Genomic DNA, 15,403 nt, shown 5'->3' with positions numbered 1-15,403 from the left:
GGTTTTCCATATCTCTGCGCTCCTCGTTGTTGACAACGATGCGCAGTGTGGCGACGTCACCACCAAATCGTAGTGTCCAAAATCAATTTCGATTGGACAGGATAGAATCGAGGGGGGTCTGGTCGGCCGAGCGCCGCTGCTTGCGGTCGCGCGAGCGCATCGCGCTAACGAAGCCCGCTGGTGAGACGTTCATCTCAAAGACGTGGTTCACCGTTCGCGTCGCCACGACGACTGAAGCGCTGGCCTCGTCGCTCAGACTCTTAGAGCCTCGGTAGCCCAGCTGCGTCAGGCAGTTTTTGATTACTTCGCCGATTTCTTTCGCGGGGTGGTGCCACGGTGTGCTGTGATCGCCGCGTGAGGGGCCGGGTTCTGGATCTCCATGGCCGCCGAGCGCCATGAGATCGAGCTTGAATTCCAATATCCGCGCTTGAAACTCGCTCACGCTAAGGTCGCCAAATCTATAGCCGCAGCCGTAGAATTTTTCGATTTCGGTCAACGACCGACTGAGCTCGTTGAGCTGCACGTAAACCGAGACCGCATGATCCGCGACCTTGCTCCGCTTCTTTGCCTCAACGTCGCTCGGTGTGACGTCCTTTAGTTGCGAAAGGGGAACCTCTTCCTTCTTCTTGGAATAGCTTGCCCGAAGCCGGGCATTCTCGTGCGCGTTCACAATTTTTCTGATTTCTGTAGCCAATTCCACGCATTGATCGATCGATCGAATCGGATTGCCGCTGCCCAGTTCTTCGCTGAACCACCGATGGAGTTGCGAGGGCAGTTCACCCCATCGCTTCGGGGCTAACTCGTTCCTGCCTAAGTGCTCTGTCATCGGGCGCCGCCTCGGCGCACTTCGACGACGTTGCTGGGCTCCACAGTTCCGAACGTCGGCGCGAACTTCCGGATCGTTTCGGCGACATAGCTCGGCGCAAGATGTGCATAGTGTTTCTCGCACATACGGGTGTCGCTGTGTCCGAGGTTCTGCGCCACGACATTGAGCGGCGCGCCGGCCATCGTTAACAGCGAGGCGTAGGTATGCCTGAGGACATGGATGCCGGCCGCGGGTTTGATTCTCGCACCCTCGCATGCGTCCTTCATAGGGCGCAGCTGATGCGACTGGCCCCAAGCCCCGCCGCCGTCCTTCTCAAGCATGGGCGCGTTGGCTTCTCGCCCGGCAACGAGCTGGCGGAAGAACCGCTGCCCTTCTTCAGTCAGGACGACGTGTCGCGCTTTTCCCGATTTGCTCTTACTCACGAAAACCGTCCCAGCGTCGGCATTGAAATCCCCTACGCGTAGCCGCGCCAGCTCACCGTAACGTGCGCCGGTCAGCAGGGCGGCGTTGACGAGATGGCAAAAGGCGCCCTGCGCCGCATTTACGAGCCGCTGCGCTTCGTCGACGGTGAAGTAGCGAACGCGCGCCGCTTCCACTTCGCGGAATGGCTTGACGGCGCGCCATGCCGCGTCTGAATCGGTCTTGCCGTCCCGAAATGCTTGGTTCAACGCCGCGCGCAGCACGGTTAGCGTCCTATTTGCGGTCGCTTGGCGTCGCCGCTTTTCCTCTTCAGTCTGCGGCGCAGCGAGCGCTCGAGATTTCTTGCCGGCCTTGCCGCGCACATGCCGTGCGCGAGCTGCGACTCCATTCCGCCATTTCGTGATCACGTCGCGATCCAGATCGCGCACAAGCAGATCGCCCAGCTTGGGGCGGATCAAGTTGTCAGCGCGGTTCTTCGCATCGGTGAGGCTTTTCGAGTGTTCGGCCTCAAGCCGGGCGAGATAATCGTCCATCGCGGCATTGACAGTGAATGGCCCCGTGGCCTTGGTCCCTCGCGCTTCCTGCGCGCGCTCGCGCGCCGCGGCCTGCGCCTGGCTAAAATTCAGAATGGTCTTGCCGTCGGCGTCCTGAACGTCGTCGGCGGTCCCGATAGTCTCGACGGTATATTGTTCTCCGCCGAGATAGCGGCGCACGACCCATTTCCCCCCGCTCTTGCCCTTTCGATAGCCAAGATGGAGGCCGCTATCGAGCGCGCGAAAATAAGGCTTAGGCGCGCGCTTCAGTTTCTCGCGCGCTGCGCGGCTGTCCAATTTGGCGTCGCGGACCGTCTTTGCCACGGCGAAAACCCCCTCTTGTCCAATATGTGTCCAATATATCGGGGCACAGCACTGCGCACAAGAGTGAAGCGATATACAATTAACTGCAGGAGTTTCAGAAGGATATGGAATTGGCGTGGAGCGCTGTGGAGCATATTCTATGCCCTTTCACGGCGAAAACAGGGGTTCGAATCCCCTTGGGCGCGCCACTTCGGCACAAAACTGGGAACGCCAATTCCCGCCGATTTCCCATCGGCGGCGGCGGCGAGCGTGCGCAGCGGCGCTGCTTTCGACTCCATGATGCGGACCTGCGGTTCGTCGACCTCGACTCGCTGGGCCAGCCCGTCGAGATGGTCGCGCCGGTGTTCGCTTCTCGCTCTGTGGACTCGCGACGCCGGCAGTGGGAGGCGATTGGCCCGGCTCGACGAAGTCGGCGACGAACTTCCAGACCCGCGCATCCCCTTGCGCGGAACTCACAGCGCCAAAACCACGAATATTGGCGTTGTCAAAATCTCGGCGGCGGTTGCGGATGAGGCTCGGGATCAACCCATTCCTCCCACTCGATCGCGAAGAGAATATTTTTCTCGTAGAGAAATTCCGTCACGCGCTGCTCGATCTCGTCTCTCAGCGCAAAATCGGGCTTATAGCGCAGACGTCGCCATGGCAGGATGGGCGGCTCCAGCGTGATGGCGACGATATATTCCTCCACGCTTTCGTCGTCTTTAGGGCTGCCGGCATGGGCGATGGCGACCCAGACGGGGGAGAAGGCTTTCTCCCGAAGCCAGAAACCCCAGCCGTAATCCTCGCCGATCGGCTTGCTCAGCGAGACGGCCTTATCCTCGCGCCTCGCGATGAAATGCTTCAGTTCATCAGCAAACGCGCGGCCCCGATGGCCGTGAATATTCTGCACGCCGCTTGGGTCATCCACATAGCGGCCGGTCCTCACTTTGATGATGCGACCGGCTTTCGTGTCGCGGGACATGACGACGGCAAGCCGGACGTTGGCCGCCGAGATGAGAACGGCGAGAACAATGAAGGGGACGAGAAGCACCTCTTCCGGCACGAATTCGTACATTGCGAGCGACGGATCGAGGACGACCGACAGGCCGGTCAGAATCCCCATCGGAACGAGAAGGATCAGCGCGGCAAGCAGCGGCCCGGAAAGCAGGCCGAGCAGAATGTTCTGAAGGTGTTGCTTTCGCTCCATTCAGCTTGCTCCGACGCCCGCAAAGCAACGATGCCCGAGTCCCCGCCGGGTCCGTTTAACGCAAAGGGCGGCGCCGCTGCGACTCATTTCATCGCGACGGCGCAGGCTTCCGCCGCGTCCGGCGCGTCAAGCAAATTGTTCTTGATCACGGCTTCGGCCCGCGCCCTTGCTTCAGCCAGATCCTTGTCGAATACTTCGGTCGTATATTCGCTCGTCGCCGTCTTGACGATCGAGTCATTGGGCGACACGGGCGTGCTGTTCACGTCGATCGTCGTGATCGTCGAAAGCCCCGGCCGCAGCGGCTGCTTTTTCAGCTCTTCTGGGTCGATCGCGATGCGCACCGGGATGCGCTGCACGATGCGGATGAAGTTGCCGGTGGCGTTGTCCGGCGGCAGCGTGGCGAACACGCTGCCCGAGCCGGGCACGACGCCTTCGACGACGCCATGATAGGTTCGCTTGCTCCCGTAGAGATCGACAATGATCTCCGCCTTCTGCCCCGGCCTAATGCTCTCGAGACGGTTCTCCCAGAGATTGGCCTCGACCCAGAGATGGTCCAACGGCACGATATTCATGATCTGGTCGCCGGGCTTGACGCGGAAGCCGACCTGAACGCGGCGCTTGGCGACATAGCCCGTGGCCGGCGCGCGAATGCTCTGGCGCAGCGTTTCGACATAGGCGTCGTTGAAGCGCGCCCTCGCCGCCTCGATATCGGGATGGCTGACGCGCGTCGCATTGACGAGGCGCGCATCGAACGCCTGCAGCTCGGCGCGCGTCTCGCGCCAATCGGCTTCCTGCGCGGCGAGCTGGTCTTCGGTGTTCTGCAGAATCTGGCGCGAGGCGGCGCCGCTCGGCGCCGCCGACCGATAACGGGCGAGATCGTGCCGCGTCCGTTCGCGTGTCGCCGTACGGGAGGCAAGTTTCTGGCATACCTGCTGCCGACTGGCGAAAAGCGCGCCGACGGCGCGCACGGCGCGACCGAGTTCCGCCTCGGCTTGTCCCAACACCGCGCGCGCGCGCTGGGCGTCGAGGCGAACCAGCACATCGCCCTTTTTGACGAGCTGAGTTTCTTCGGCATTCACAGCGGCGACGACGCCCGTAGCGTCCGCCATCACCGGAATGATGTTGCCCGTAACAAAGGCGTTGTCCGTCGTGACGCGGTCACGGTCATAAGTGAGCCATTTGAACAGCGCTAGGAACGCGGCGACCGCAATTGCCAGGAAGACGACTTTAAGAAGAAAGGACCTTCTCGCGCGGATGCTTTTTCTCGACAGAGACATGGACTGATCACACCACCGCTTGCCGCATCAACATTGTACTCCCCGCGCAATGTCGTCTCAGCCGCCGGTCAGCGACTGGATTCCCTCGACGACGGGCGTGATTGGATCGGTCTCGGGCGCGGGCTTCGGATAATCGGGCCCCGGCCCGCCTGCAAAGCCGCCTCCAAGCGCCTGATAAAGATCGACAGCGGCGATCAGCCGGTCGCCTTCGAGCCCGCGCTGGGCAAAAATCGCGTCCAGCAGGTCGGCGCGTTCCTGCAGGATTTCTCGCTGGTCGCGCAGGCCGTCGCGCAGCCGGACCTTCGACAACGCCAGTTCGGTTTGGCGCGCGCGAACGAAGCGGCTTTGCGCATCGAATTCCGAGCGCGCACGCCTGAGATTGGCGATCGCATCAGCGACCTGCTGCGCAGCCTGCAGCAGCGTGTCATTATAGGCGTCGACCGCCTGATCATATTCGGCGCGCTGCACTTCAAGATTGCCGCTCAGCCGACCGCCCTGGAAGACGGGCAGGCGAATGGTCGGGGCGGCGACGTAGCCGAGCGCGGAAGGATTGAAGAGAAAACCCGCGAGCTTGCTAATCTTTGTCGAAGTGACGGAGGCTTCGAAGCCGCCGCCAAATGCAAGATCGACGGAGGGCAGAAACAGAGTTTTCGCGGCGTGAACGCGCGCCGCCCACGCCTCGGCCCGCGCGAGCGCGGCCGCGAGATCTGGACGTCGCCGCAACAATTCGATTGGCAGAGCTTTCGGCAATGCGGGCTGCGCCGGCACGACGCTGCTGCGCCCGTTGAGAACCGTGAGGCCCGCGTCAGGCCCTTCGCCCATCAGCCGCGCCAGCGCGTCGCGCTGCAGCGTGATCGCCGCCTTGACCGTCGCCTCGCGCCGCACGGCGACCTCTTCATTCGTGCGCGCGATCTGAACGCCATCGAGCGTATCAAGCCCGGTCTGGTAGCGGGTATCGGCAAGCGCGCGCAACTCTCGGCGCATTTTCACCAACATGGTTGCGAGGCCCGACTGCTGTGTCAGCGCGTAGCCGCGCAAATAGGCTCGCGCGACTCCCGTCGTCAGTAAAAGCCGGCTTTGCTCCGTCTCGCCCGCCTGCGCCGCCACCTCGCCGATCGCGGCGTCGAGCAGCGCGCGATTCTTCTGCCAGAAATCCAGCTCCCAGGTCAGCGCCAGCGGATTGATGAAGGCCATGGTCTTTTCCAGACCGCCTTGCTCCGGATTGTAGGAAGCGACGACGCCATGCAGCGGATTGCGCGACTGCCGCATGCCGAAAGTTGAATTGACTTCCGGCAGGAGACGGGCGCCGAAAATACGAATGGCGGCGTCGGCCTCTCGCAGCGCGTTTTGCGCCTTACGGTAGTTCTGATTGTCGGACAGCGCTTTGTTGATGACCGCGTCGAGTTCGGCGCTGCGGAAGGCGCGCCACCACTCCTCCCGCGGCCAGGCCGTCTCGCCCTCTACAACGGGAAGGCCCGCTTTCGAGAGCGTGCGGGTCATCGCGGGCTGCTCGATGAATTGTGAGCGGTCCGCTCTGTCGATGGGCAAGCACGCTGCGAGCAAAGCACCGGAGACCGCGGCGACGCTGACGCGGGTCGCGCGCCTGAGTTTGGCTGCGAGCCAACGCATTTTACGAACGAGAACCATCAATGCTCCGCCGCCATCGTCTGATGGAGCGGAGGCGCCGAGCCGCCCGCCAGCTTTGCTGGATATTTTTGGAGTTTGGCAAACCAGACGACACCGCCAAGCAGGAACATAATGACGGCGCCGAGCAGAAATGCGTCATCCATGGCAAGAATGCCCGCTTGTTGGCGGATGGCGCGCGCAATCACGCGACGCGTGACCGATTCAGACAGGCCCAACGACTGAAGCTGCTGCGTCAACGCCGCCAGCGTGTCCAGCGAGGCGTAGCGGCGGCCGCCGAGATATTCGGATAGGTTGAGTTGATGCCACGGCGTGCGGCGGAAGTAGACGACGCTCTGAAACGCGATGCCAAAAGCGCCGCCGACGAGACGAAACAGCAGGAACTCTTCCGCCGCCCGCTTATACGCGTGTCCTGATAACCCGTACGTCGCGAGGGTCGACGTCGGCGCCGATAGCGCGGCGACACAAAAGCCCAGGAAAACAACCGGTATAGCGAGCTTATCGTATGAAGCGTTCTTGTCGAAGAGCCCGAGCCAGGTGAGCACGACCGACGAGCACACGCACATCATGCAGATCACGAAGCGCACATCGAGCTTCTTCGAAATCTCGTACATGAAGCCAGCGAGCGGCAGGCCCGCGACCATCATCGCCAGATAGACATGGCCTGCGAGCGAGGACGTGTAGCCGAGCAAAAGCTGCATCTGCACCGACAGCAGCGACATCAGCCCCTGTATGACGAGAAAGCCGAGGAAGCCGCTGAGGACGCCAATGGCGTAACTCGAGCGCGAAAAGAGCCGCACATCGACGATCGGGTGGCGTTCGCCCCATTCCCAGATGATGAAGAGAGGTAGAGAGAATATGACGGTGATCAGCGCGACCGACAGCAGTGACGAGCCGAACCAATCGAAATCATTGCCCAGGCTCAGCATCATCTGCATGGCGATCAAGGTGATCACGAGCAGCACATAACCCACGGCGTCGAAGCGCACGATCTTGCGCTTATATTCGCGGCCATAGAGCAGCGCGCCAATGATCGCCGAGATGAGAACGCCCAGCGTGGCGTTGGCGTAGAACAGCCAACGCCAGGAAAAATACTCGGCCCAGAAGCCGCCGAGAAACACCGCCAGCGTATAAGGCAATATGCCGAGCGCGGCCCAGTAGCCGAGGCCGATCCTGTACTGTTTTTCCGGCAGTTCGCCGAGCGCCGCCGACTGACTGACGACCGCAAGGAAGCCGCCGAAAACCCCGAAAGCAAACCGCGTTGGGGCGTACATAAAAACGCTTTCGCTCGAGACGCAAATCAGCGAGGCGATCGCGTAGAAGAAATAGCCGAACGTCAGCACGCGATACTCGCCGAAACGACCGGAAAGGATCCTCGCGAACGGCACGCCGAGCGCAACCCCGATGAGATAGAAAGTTGTTCCCCAAGCGGCGAAGCTCGGCGTAACGCCTTCAAGCGATCCGGCTGAGTATGGCGTCAGCACGCTATGGCCGGAGACATTCGACAAAACGTCGACGTATCCAATCCCCAGCGCGCCAAGAAACAGAAGCAGCTTGCCGCCAACCAGCCTATCGAATGATACGATCATGCTGGCCGCCGTTTGCGAAAATGCGGCTCGACGTTCGCGAGCGCATCCATGACGGCGAGCACAACTTGTCGCACGATTGACTCAGATGAACGATTCACTTCCACACAAGGTGTTTCCGCAAGGCTTTCTTCGTTAGCAAAACGCCTACCGCGCAACAAATTCGAAAAACCAAACGTAACATTGCCTTTTTCGATACTTTCGCGTCTGTGCGCGCGTGGGGAGGGATCCTTCTAAACGACCTCCCGAGCGCGCCATCTAATGGACGACTCTGTCTTCGGGCGGCGCGAACACACGCTTCCCATCGAGTAGATCTTGTGGAAAACGAGGTCGGATTCTGGCTCGGGCCGACGTTGTCACAGTCCTTTAACAAAAGCGAACGGCAGGTTCGCAAATGCGAAATTTTCCCTCCCATGCCCGCGCTGTATGAGATTCGAGAAACAGACTCCAGGCTTTCATATTGGACCGGCTCAACTATCAGCACCTGTATTACTTCTGGATGGTCGCGAAGACGGGCTCGATCAAAAGCGCCTGTGAAGCGTTGAACCTCGCGCAACCCACGATCAGCGGTCAGCTCGCCCTGTTCGAGAAGGCGATCGGCTCGAAGGTGTTCAAGCGGGAGGGCCGGAAACTCGATCTAACCGAGCATGGCTGGCTCGTCTTCAATTATGCGCATGAAATATTCAGCGTCGGCGACGAACTGACTAAATGGCTGAAAGGCGCGTCGGGGGAACCGAGCCGCAATCTTAAGGTCGGCGTCTGCGACGGCGTCGATATGTCGATCGCGCTGCGACTGCTGTCGCGCGTACTGAATGCTCAGCATCCGCCGACGCTCTGCTGCGCCAGTAGCGACGCGGAAAGCGTGCTGCAGAATTTGCGACTGCGCGCCTACGATCTTGCGATCCTGACTGCGCCCCCGGTGTGTTCCGATCCCAACGCCACGTCCAGCCACCTACTCGCGACCCTCGAAATCTCGCTGTTCGGCCCGGCGGCCAAAGTGAAGAGCCATAGCAAGGGCTTTCCGCAGTCGCTTCATCGCGCGCCCGTGGTATTGCCAATTCAGAAAAGCTCCCTGCGACAATCGCTGGATCATTGGCTCCAAATTCATGGAATTGAACCGGACATCAAGTCGGAAATCGGGAACAGCGAACTGCGAAAGAGCGTCGCCGCGAGTTGCGACGCACTGACTTTCGCGCCGACTGACGCGCGGCAGGAAGTCCGCCAGCGCTATGGGCTGGAAGTTATCGGCGCGATCCATGGCGTGGAAGAGAGAATCTACGCGGTGACAACTCAAAGGAAAATAAGGAATCCCGCCATCGCGCAGATCATCGGGAGCATCGACGCCCACGAGCTAATCCCTTGACGATCGCTGTCGCTCGACGCCGAGGAGCTCTTTCAACAGCGGGTGTTCGAACCGGCGGCTTCGGGTAATGGCGTAAAAGGACTCCGTGATTTGACCGAGGCGACAAAGCTCGACCAACGCGCCGGACGCGAGCTCGTCCTTAACCACGACCGGCGGCGCCAGCGTAACGCTATGGCTCTCTCTGACGATCAGACGCAGCATCGCCATGTCGTCGACTTCGGCAAGCACGATCGGCTTTATGCCCGCTTCGTCAACGATGCGATCGAAAGCGATCCTGATCGCCTCTCCGCGCCCGGGGAGAACAATTGGCACTCTTGCGAGATCGTTCGGAAATCGAAAAGAAGCGCCTCTGCCTCTTCCTTTTCTCAGCAGCTCGGGATGACCGATGATGCTGACCGCCTGCTCGGCGATGAGCAGATTCCGCCATTCTGAATTCAGCTCCATGGTCGCCGGCTGATTGGCGAGCACGAGATCGAGCGCATGCGTTTCCATCTGGGGGAGAAGCTCTCCGAGCGCCCCCGACTTCACGACCAGTTCCACATCCTCGCGGTCGATCAGCGGCTTGAGAAACTCGATCTGGAAGTTGCGGGACAGCGTGGCGACGGAGCCGATGCGCAGCATCTGACGATGGCCGAGACTCATGCTCTTGAATGTGCTCAGCAGCTCGTCGCCGGACTTGAAGACCACCTTGGCGTAGTCGAAGGCGATGCGCCCCGCTTCGGTCAGGCGAAGCCTGCGGCCATCTCGCTCGAAAAGCGGCTGACCGAGCTGCTCCTCTAACGACTTCAGTTGAACTGACAGCGACGAGGGCGATACGTTCAGCAATTTCGCGGCGCGCGTCAGGCCGCCTTCATTTGCGATTGCCCAGAAGTATCGAAGGTGATGGTAGTTCAGAAAGCTCATAAATCTATCTATGATCGGAACGACTTGCTCCATCAATCGAATTTTTTTTGCGCCGCAGCAGCGACAGTCTCGCCCTCGATTGAATGGGACCGACATCGGGCGATCTGAAAAAGCTGGTTCGGCCATTTCGTCGACGTCCTGCTCCTCTGATCGCATCAGACGATCCGCCCGCCATCGGGCGACCGGCCAGTTCGCTCCTTCCGTTCTCTTTCTTCGAACGATTCATTCTGAACTTCGAATTTTTCACCTACTCGAAGTATTCATAGTCTTTTCTGACAGTTGGATTGAGGAGAAATGATGCTCAAGGATCTCTATGAAATTGGTGAATTCCCGCCGCTCGGACATGTGCCGAAGAAGATGTACGCCTGGGCCATCCGACGCGAGCGTCAGGGTCCGCCGGAAACCGCCATGCAGATGGAGGTCGTGCCGACCTGGGAGCTCGACAGTCACGATGTGCTCGTGCTCGTGATGGCGGCCGGCGTCAACTACAATGGAATCTGGGCATCGCTCGGCGAGCCTGTGTCCATGTTCGACGGACACAACAGTCTCCATCACATCGCCGGCTCCGATGCATCCGGCATCGTCTGGGCGGTGGGCTCCAAGGTGAAGCGCTGGAAGGTCGGCGACGAGGTCATCATCCACTGCAATCAGGATGATGGCGACGACGAGGCGTGCAATGGCGGCGACCCGATGTATTCGACGTCGCAAAGGATTTGGGGTTATCAGACGCCGGACGGGTCCTTCGCCCAGTTCTGCCGCGCGCAGGACCGACAGCTCATGGAGCGGCCCAAGCACCTGACTTGGGAGGAGTCGGCCTGCTACACTTTAACGCTCGCCACCGCCTATCGCATGCTCTTCGGCCATACGCCGCATGAGCTCAAGCCCGGCGACAATGTTCTCGTCTGGGGCGCCTCGGGCGGCCTTGGCGTTTTCGCCGTGCAGATTTGCGCGGCGGTCGGCGCCAATGCGATTGGGATCATCTCGGATGAGTCGAAGCGCGACTATGTGATGTCGCTCGGCGCCAGGGGCGTCATCAACCGAAAGGATTTCAACTGCTGGGGTCAGCTGCCGAAGGTCAATTCACCCGAATACCATCAATGGACCTTGGAAGCGCGCAGATTCGGCAAGGCGATCTGGGACATCACCGGCAAGAAAGACGTCGACATCGTCTTTGAACATCCGGGCGAGGCGACCTTTCCGGTCTCGGTGCTGGTCGCGAAGCGAGGCGGCATGGTGGTGTTCTGCGCCGGCACGTCCGGCTTCAATATCACCTTCGACGCGCGCTATGTGTGGATGCGTCAAAAGCGCATTCAAGGCTCGCATTTCGCGCATTTGAAGCAGGCAAGCGCCGCGAATCTGTTCGTGGTCGACCGCCGCATCGATCCCTGCATGTCTGACGTCTTCTCGTGGGACAGCATTCCCGCAGCGCATATGAAGATGTGGCGCAACGAACATCCGCCGGGAAACATGGCGGCGCTCGTTATGGCGCCAAAGCCCGGGCTGAAGACATTCAGCGAGACGATCGCCGCGGCGCGCGAAGGCGCAAGCGTCTCCGAAGCGGCATGATCGGCAACAGTGGCGACCGGCGCCAAGTCGGCGGAACGCTTGGCGGTCGACCGCACAGGACTCCGCTGAGGGTGAGAGGAGACGCGTTGTTTTGACGGGTCAGCTTTCTCATCTCTCCTGGCTCGAGGCGGAGTCCATCCATATTCTTCGAGAAGCGGTAGCGGAAGCCGAACGACCGGTGATGCTGTTTTCGGCGGGCAAGGATTCAACGGTGCTTGCGCATCTCGCGCTCCGCGCCTTTTATCCGTCCAAGCCGCCATTCCCGCTGCTGCATATCGACTCGACCTGGGAGTTCCGATCCCTCATCGAATTTCGTGACTTCTTCGCGCGAACGCATGGCTTCACGCTGATCGCTCATGCTAACGAAGACGGTCGCGCCGCGGATATAAACCCGTTCGATTACGGCGACCGATATACGCTGCTCATGCGCACCGAGCCGCTGAAGGCGGCGCTTGATCACGGAAAATTTGACGTGATTTTTGGCGGCGCGCGGCGGGACGAAGAGCGGTCGCGGGCAAAGGAGCGGATCGTTTCAGTCCGCAGCGACAAACATGTCTGGGATCCGCGCCAGCAGCGGCCCGAGTTCTGGCGTCAGTTCAATCTGCGTTTCGGCAAAGGGCAATCGGCCCGGGTGTTCCCGCTGTCAAACTGGACCGAGGCGGATTTGTGGCATTACGTGCTGATGCACAAGATCGAACTGGCGCCGCTCTATTTCGCGTCGCCGCGGCCCGTCGTCGAGAGAAAGGGTTCGTTAGTCGTCGTCGACGACGAAAACAGAATGCGATTCCAGCCCGGCGAGAGTGTCGTGACGAAGACAGTACGCTTTCGCACGCTAGGTTGCTGGCCGGTCACCGGCGCCATCGAGTCCGAAGCGGCCGATATCGAAACCGTCGTCGAGGAAACGTTGCGTTCAAAATGGTCCGAGCGGCAGGGGCGCGTCAGCGACGGCGAGGACGGCGGTTCGCTCGAGCAAAAAAAGCGTGAAGGCTATTTCTAGCAACACCCGCTGATAGAGAAGGCGAGAATGTCAGCATCCGGTTGTCAGTGCAAAAAGCCGCTAGTAATTGTTTAGTCGCCGTCCAGCTGTCCGCACGCGATTGCGGCCTCTCATTAAAGGCGACGTAGCGCAGCGTGCGAATGATTCCCGACCTCTACGTCTCCGCGCCATTTATAGAGTTCAATCCTAGAGAAAGCGCATGATCTGCTCCAACGACGGGCACTCGTATGGTGAGGAGGATGGGGGAGGTCTCGATGGCGCCAATATTTGGTTGCCTTACACCCAAATGAAAACCGAGCCGCGGCCTTTGCTCGCTGAGGCGACACGTGGCGCACGCATTCGGCTTGCAGACGGACGCGAGTTAATCGACGGCGTCGGTTCCTGGTGGACGGCATGTCATGGCTACAATCATCCGCATATTCTGGCTGCCATGCGCACGCAGATGGAGCGTATGCCACATATCATGTTTGGAGGAATAACCCACGAACCGGCGCTGCGTCTCGCCAAACGGATCGCCGCGATTTCTCCCGGCGATCTTACCCGAGTGTTTTTCGTCGACTCAGGTTCGGTCGCGGTAGAAGTTGCTCTCAAGATGGCTGTGCAGCACTGGTTGAACAAGGGAGAAACGGGGCGTACAAAATTTGTCCACTTTCGTCATGGCTACCATGGGGACACAACTGCCTGCATGGCGGTCTGCGATCCGAATGAGGGCATGCACAGCCACTTCGGGAATTACCTTCCAAAGAATTTTTTGGCGGATCTCCCTCGCGACAAGGAGACAAAGACGGCACTAGATGATTTGTTGAGACGTGAGCGAAATCGTATCGCTGCTGTTATCATCGAGCCGATTGTGCAGGGCGCGGGAGGCATGAAATTTCATGATGCGGCGACCTTGCGGAGTGTGCGAGATCTTTGCACAAAACACGACATCCTTATGATCGCCGACGAGATCTTCACCGGCTTTGGCCGAACCGGTAGGATGTTTGCCTGTGAACACGCGAGCGTAATTCCTGACATCATGTGTATCGGGAAAGGGCTGACTGGAGGCACAATTACGTTGGCGGCCACGCTCGCTCGTATTCATGTTTTCGAGGCGTTCTGGTCGGATGATCACCAGAAAGCCCTCATGCATGGCCCGACCTATATGGCAAATCCCCTCGCTTGCAGCGCCGCGAACGCATCTCTGGATCTATTCGAGAGCGAGCCCAGGTTGGAGCAGGCGCAGCGAGTAGAGTTCGCGCTGAAGCGCGACCTTGAACCGTGTCGTGATCTACCAAGAGTCATCGATGTACGAGTGCTAGGAGCGATTGGCGTAGTGCAATTCAATCGGGAGTTGGATCACGGAAGGGCCCGAGCCAGTCTTCTCGCGCAGGGCGTATGGATTCGCACGTTGAAGGATTGCATCTACCTCACTCCCGCGCTGAACATTCAGGATGCAGAACTGCGGGAATTGACGGATGCGGTCGTCGTGACTGCCAAAGCTTTATAGGAACGATCCTGCATTCAGGTCCTCGCGGGGCTTCCGACCGGTAATCTCGCCTGGCGAATATAACGGCCGTCGAGATCGACCCGGCGCCAGCGCGCAGCGGACCGATCGAACCCGCCGCACACCACAAGCGCCTGCTTGTGAAGCTCCCCTCCGGCGAACCTAAAGTTTCCCGCCCCGAGTCCAAAACGGCCCGGGTCCGCGCCACGCGCCTCACCAGCCCCAATGATGGCCGCCATGTCCTCGCGGGCTGAAGTGATCGTGACGATGGCCCGAACGCCGGCCATGGTCTGCGCCCCAGCGTCCGCGGTCGTTATCGATCCAGGCGCCGCTGTGGCGATGGCTCTTGATTCCATCAGCGCCGAAATGAGCGCGCGGACTTCTAAATTCAAAGTTGTCGCGCGCCGCCGCGGGCTCCGGCGGGAGGAAGAGTCCGGCAAGCGCGACCGCCGCGGCCGACATTTCTCTTATTCTCATTCGGTGCTCCTATTCGTCGCGCCCAGAACTCCGGCGCTGATCACGCTGCGGATAGGCGGACTGGCCTATCCGCGGAAAACGCGATCAATTCATAAAGTTTAATTCAGATCAGTCGTCAACTTCGCTGCTGGCCTCTGCGTGCTCGAATTCGTCCACACGCCGTATGGATCCACTCGTTCTGTTCCATGTGAGGGGCTCGCCAATTAACTCCGGAAACAATATTCGTAACCGCTCGGTCTGAAGCCAAATATGCGCCAACCCATCGGCTGCATCGAAGACTGGAGCGAACTGCGGAGCAGTATGATGTTGGTGAAATGTCCGCTGTTCAATCAAGGCTAACACCAACGATTCACGTAAAGCTCCGAGATCCACTGAACTGCTTCCAAGTGCAGCATCAAACCAACACAATAGCCATATGCCGCTCGAACCAAATGATCCGCTGGTCCGGAATACACGATGACCAGATGCCGAGGTGCGGCCCAACAGCTCTGGGGGTGTATCGACCCCTAAGGGGTCGACCCATATTCCAACAAACTCGTCGTCATGCTCTTCATGAATTGTCGGGAATGGGGCGTCCCGAAACGCTAGAAACTCTCCAGCTTCCTTGCAAGCGCGGGGAATATCATTGTCAGATCGAACCAAGAGCAGAAGGCACTTGTCGAACTGTCCCATCGAGCAGCATCCTCTTCATTCACTTCTAAGGTCCTATCGGGCACTCTCGTGTGGCGACCGAAACGCGCCCGTTGATTACAAGCGCATCCTTGTCTCCACGCCCCTGTCCCGCGAGTGCCGCCGTCGTCGATAGCATCACGCGC

The 15,403-nt window shown here is 59.9% G+C and carries 13 protein-coding genes; 4 read left to right on the top strand and 9 right to left on the bottom strand.

Annotated features, from left to right (window positions below; genetic code table 11):
- Nucleotides 1-82: 82 nt before the first annotated feature.
- The 6 genes from EHO51_RS03645 to EHO51_RS03620 all read right to left on the bottom strand — a co-directional run bounded on the left by EHO51_RS03645 (nucleotide 83) and on the right by EHO51_RS03620 (nucleotide 7,799).
- Nucleotides 83-826 (bottom strand): hypothetical protein, encoded by a 744-nt coding sequence (locus EHO51_RS03645; protein ID WP_124737746.1) that lies wholly within the window; start codon nucleotides 824-826, stop codon nucleotides 83-85.
- Entirely contained in the window at nucleotides 823-2,103 is a 1,281-nt protein-coding gene (locus EHO51_RS03640; protein ID WP_124737745.1) for a tyrosine-type recombinase/integrase, read from the bottom strand. Before EHO51_RS03640 ends, EHO51_RS03645 begins: the two co-directional genes overlap by 4 nt.
- Nucleotides 2,104-2,587: 484 nt before the next feature.
- Entirely contained in the window at nucleotides 2,588-3,289 is a 702-nt protein-coding gene (locus EHO51_RS03635) for a hypothetical protein (RefSeq protein ID WP_124737744.1), read from the bottom strand.
- Between the two features lie 83 nt (nucleotides 3,290-3,372).
- Nucleotides 3,373-4,566 carry an HlyD family secretion protein gene (locus EHO51_RS03630; protein ID WP_124737743.1) on the bottom strand — a complete coding sequence of 398 codons (1,194 nt, stop codon included), beginning with the start codon at nucleotides 4,564-4,566 and terminating at the stop codon, nucleotides 3,373-3,375.
- Nucleotides 4,567-4,623: 57 nt separating this feature from the next.
- Complete coding sequence (locus EHO51_RS03625) at nucleotides 4,624-6,195, bottom strand: efflux transporter outer membrane subunit (protein ID WP_245434861.1); 1,572 nt, start codon at nucleotides 6,193-6,195, stop codon at nucleotides 4,624-4,626.
- Between the two features lie 17 nt (nucleotides 6,196-6,212).
- The gene (locus EHO51_RS03620) at nucleotides 6,213-7,799 is read right to left on the bottom strand and encodes an MFS transporter (protein WP_124737741.1); all 1,587 of its coding nucleotides are present in this window, start codon (nucleotides 7,797-7,799) and stop codon (nucleotides 6,213-6,215) included.
- Between the two features lie 457 nt (nucleotides 7,800-8,256).
- Here EHO51_RS03620 and EHO51_RS03615 point away from each other — a divergent pair, with 457 nt between their 5' ends.
- Nucleotides 8,257-9,159, top strand: coding sequence for a LysR family transcriptional regulator (locus EHO51_RS03615; RefSeq protein WP_124737740.1), 903 nt, complete (start codon nucleotides 8,257-8,259; stop codon nucleotides 9,157-9,159).
- On the opposite strand, the gene EHO51_RS03610 is transcribed toward EHO51_RS03615, so the two are convergent.
- Nucleotides 9,148-10,062, bottom strand: coding sequence for a LysR family transcriptional regulator (locus EHO51_RS03610; protein WP_124737739.1), 915 nt, complete (start codon nucleotides 10,060-10,062; stop codon nucleotides 9,148-9,150). The two genes, EHO51_RS03615 and EHO51_RS03610, sit on opposite strands and share 12 nt — an antisense overlap.
- Before the next feature lie 294 nt (nucleotides 10,063-10,356).
- Between EHO51_RS03610 and ccrA the strand changes: the two genes are divergently transcribed.
- The 3 genes from ccrA (at nucleotide 10,357) to EHO51_RS03595 (ending at nucleotide 14,114) form a co-directional block, all read left to right on the top strand.
- Nucleotides 10,357-11,628: a crotonyl-CoA carboxylase/reductase gene (ccrA, locus tag EHO51_RS03605; RefSeq protein WP_124737738.1), complete on the top strand. Its 1,272-nt coding sequence runs from the start codon at nucleotides 10,357-10,359 to the stop codon at nucleotides 11,626-11,628.
- A gap of 91 nt (nucleotides 11,629-11,719) precedes the next feature.
- The gene (gene cysD, locus EHO51_RS03600) at nucleotides 11,720-12,625 is read left to right on the top strand and encodes a sulfate adenylyltransferase subunit CysD (RefSeq protein ID WP_124737737.1); all 906 of its coding nucleotides are present in this window, start codon (nucleotides 11,720-11,722) and stop codon (nucleotides 12,623-12,625) included.
- A 199-nt stretch (nucleotides 12,626-12,824) separates the two neighbouring features.
- Nucleotides 12,825-14,114: an adenosylmethionine--8-amino-7-oxononanoate transaminase gene (locus EHO51_RS03595; protein ID WP_124737736.1), complete on the top strand. Its 1,290-nt coding sequence runs from the start codon at nucleotides 12,825-12,827 to the stop codon at nucleotides 14,112-14,114.
- 210 nt (nucleotides 14,115-14,324) lie between these two features.
- Here EHO51_RS03595 and EHO51_RS20455 read toward each other — a convergent pair whose 3' ends face one another.
- Nucleotides 14,325-14,588, bottom strand: coding sequence for a hypothetical protein (locus EHO51_RS20455; protein ID WP_164479339.1), 264 nt, complete (start codon nucleotides 14,586-14,588; stop codon nucleotides 14,325-14,327).
- 108 nt (nucleotides 14,589-14,696) lie between these two features.
- Nucleotides 14,697-15,260, bottom strand: a complete 564-nt coding sequence (locus tag EHO51_RS03585; RefSeq protein ID WP_124737735.1) for a hypothetical protein — start codon at nucleotides 15,258-15,260, stop codon at nucleotides 14,697-14,699.
- Between the last annotated feature and the right edge of the window lie 143 nt (nucleotides 15,261-15,403).

The sequence above is a fragment of the Methylocystis rosea genome, assembly GCF_003855495.1.
Taxonomy (GTDB): Bacteria; Pseudomonadota; Alphaproteobacteria; order Rhizobiales; family Beijerinckiaceae; genus Methylocystis; species Methylocystis rosea_A.
This window is presented reverse-complemented; position numbering and strand designations above follow the sequence as displayed.

What these genes read in the sequence shown, in the direction of transcription:
- EHO51_RS03585 (WP_124737735.1), bottom strand. Translation starts at nt 15,260, where the DNA reads ATGGGACAGTTCGACAAGTGCCTTCTGCTCTTGGTTCGATCTGACAAT.
- EHO51_RS03645 (WP_124737746.1), bottom strand. Translation starts at nt 826, where the DNA reads ATGACAGAGCACTTAGGCAGGAACGAGTTAGCCCCGAAGCGATGGGGT.
- EHO51_RS20455 (WP_164479339.1), bottom strand. Translation starts at nt 14,588, where the DNA reads ATGAGAATAAGAGAAATGTCGGCCGCGGCGGTCGCGCTTGCCGGACTC.
- ccrA (WP_124737738.1), top strand. Translation starts at nt 10,357, where the DNA reads ATGATGCTCAAGGATCTCTATGAAATTGGTGAATTCCCGCCGCTCGGA.
- EHO51_RS03610 (WP_124737739.1), bottom strand. Translation starts at nt 10,062, where the DNA reads ATGAGCTTTCTGAACTACCATCACCTTCGATACTTCTGGGCAATCGCA.
- EHO51_RS03595 (WP_124737736.1), top strand. Translation starts at nt 12,825, where the DNA reads ATGATCTGCTCCAACGACGGGCACTCGTATGGTGAGGAGGATGGGGGA.
- EHO51_RS03635 (WP_124737744.1), bottom strand. Translation starts at nt 3,289, where the DNA reads ATGGAGCGAAAGCAACACCTTCAGAACATTCTGCTCGGCCTGCTTTCC.
- EHO51_RS03620 (WP_124737741.1), bottom strand. Translation starts at nt 7,799, where the DNA reads ATGATCGTATCATTCGATAGGCTGGTTGGCGGCAAGCTGCTTCTGTTT.
- EHO51_RS03625 (WP_245434861.1), bottom strand. Translation starts at nt 6,195, where the DNA reads ATGCGTTGGCTCGCAGCCAAACTCAGGCGCGCGACCCGCGTCAGCGTC.
- EHO51_RS03630 (WP_124737743.1), bottom strand. Translation starts at nt 4,566, where the DNA reads ATGTCTCTGTCGAGAAAAAGCATCCGCGCGAGAAGGTCCTTTCTTCTT.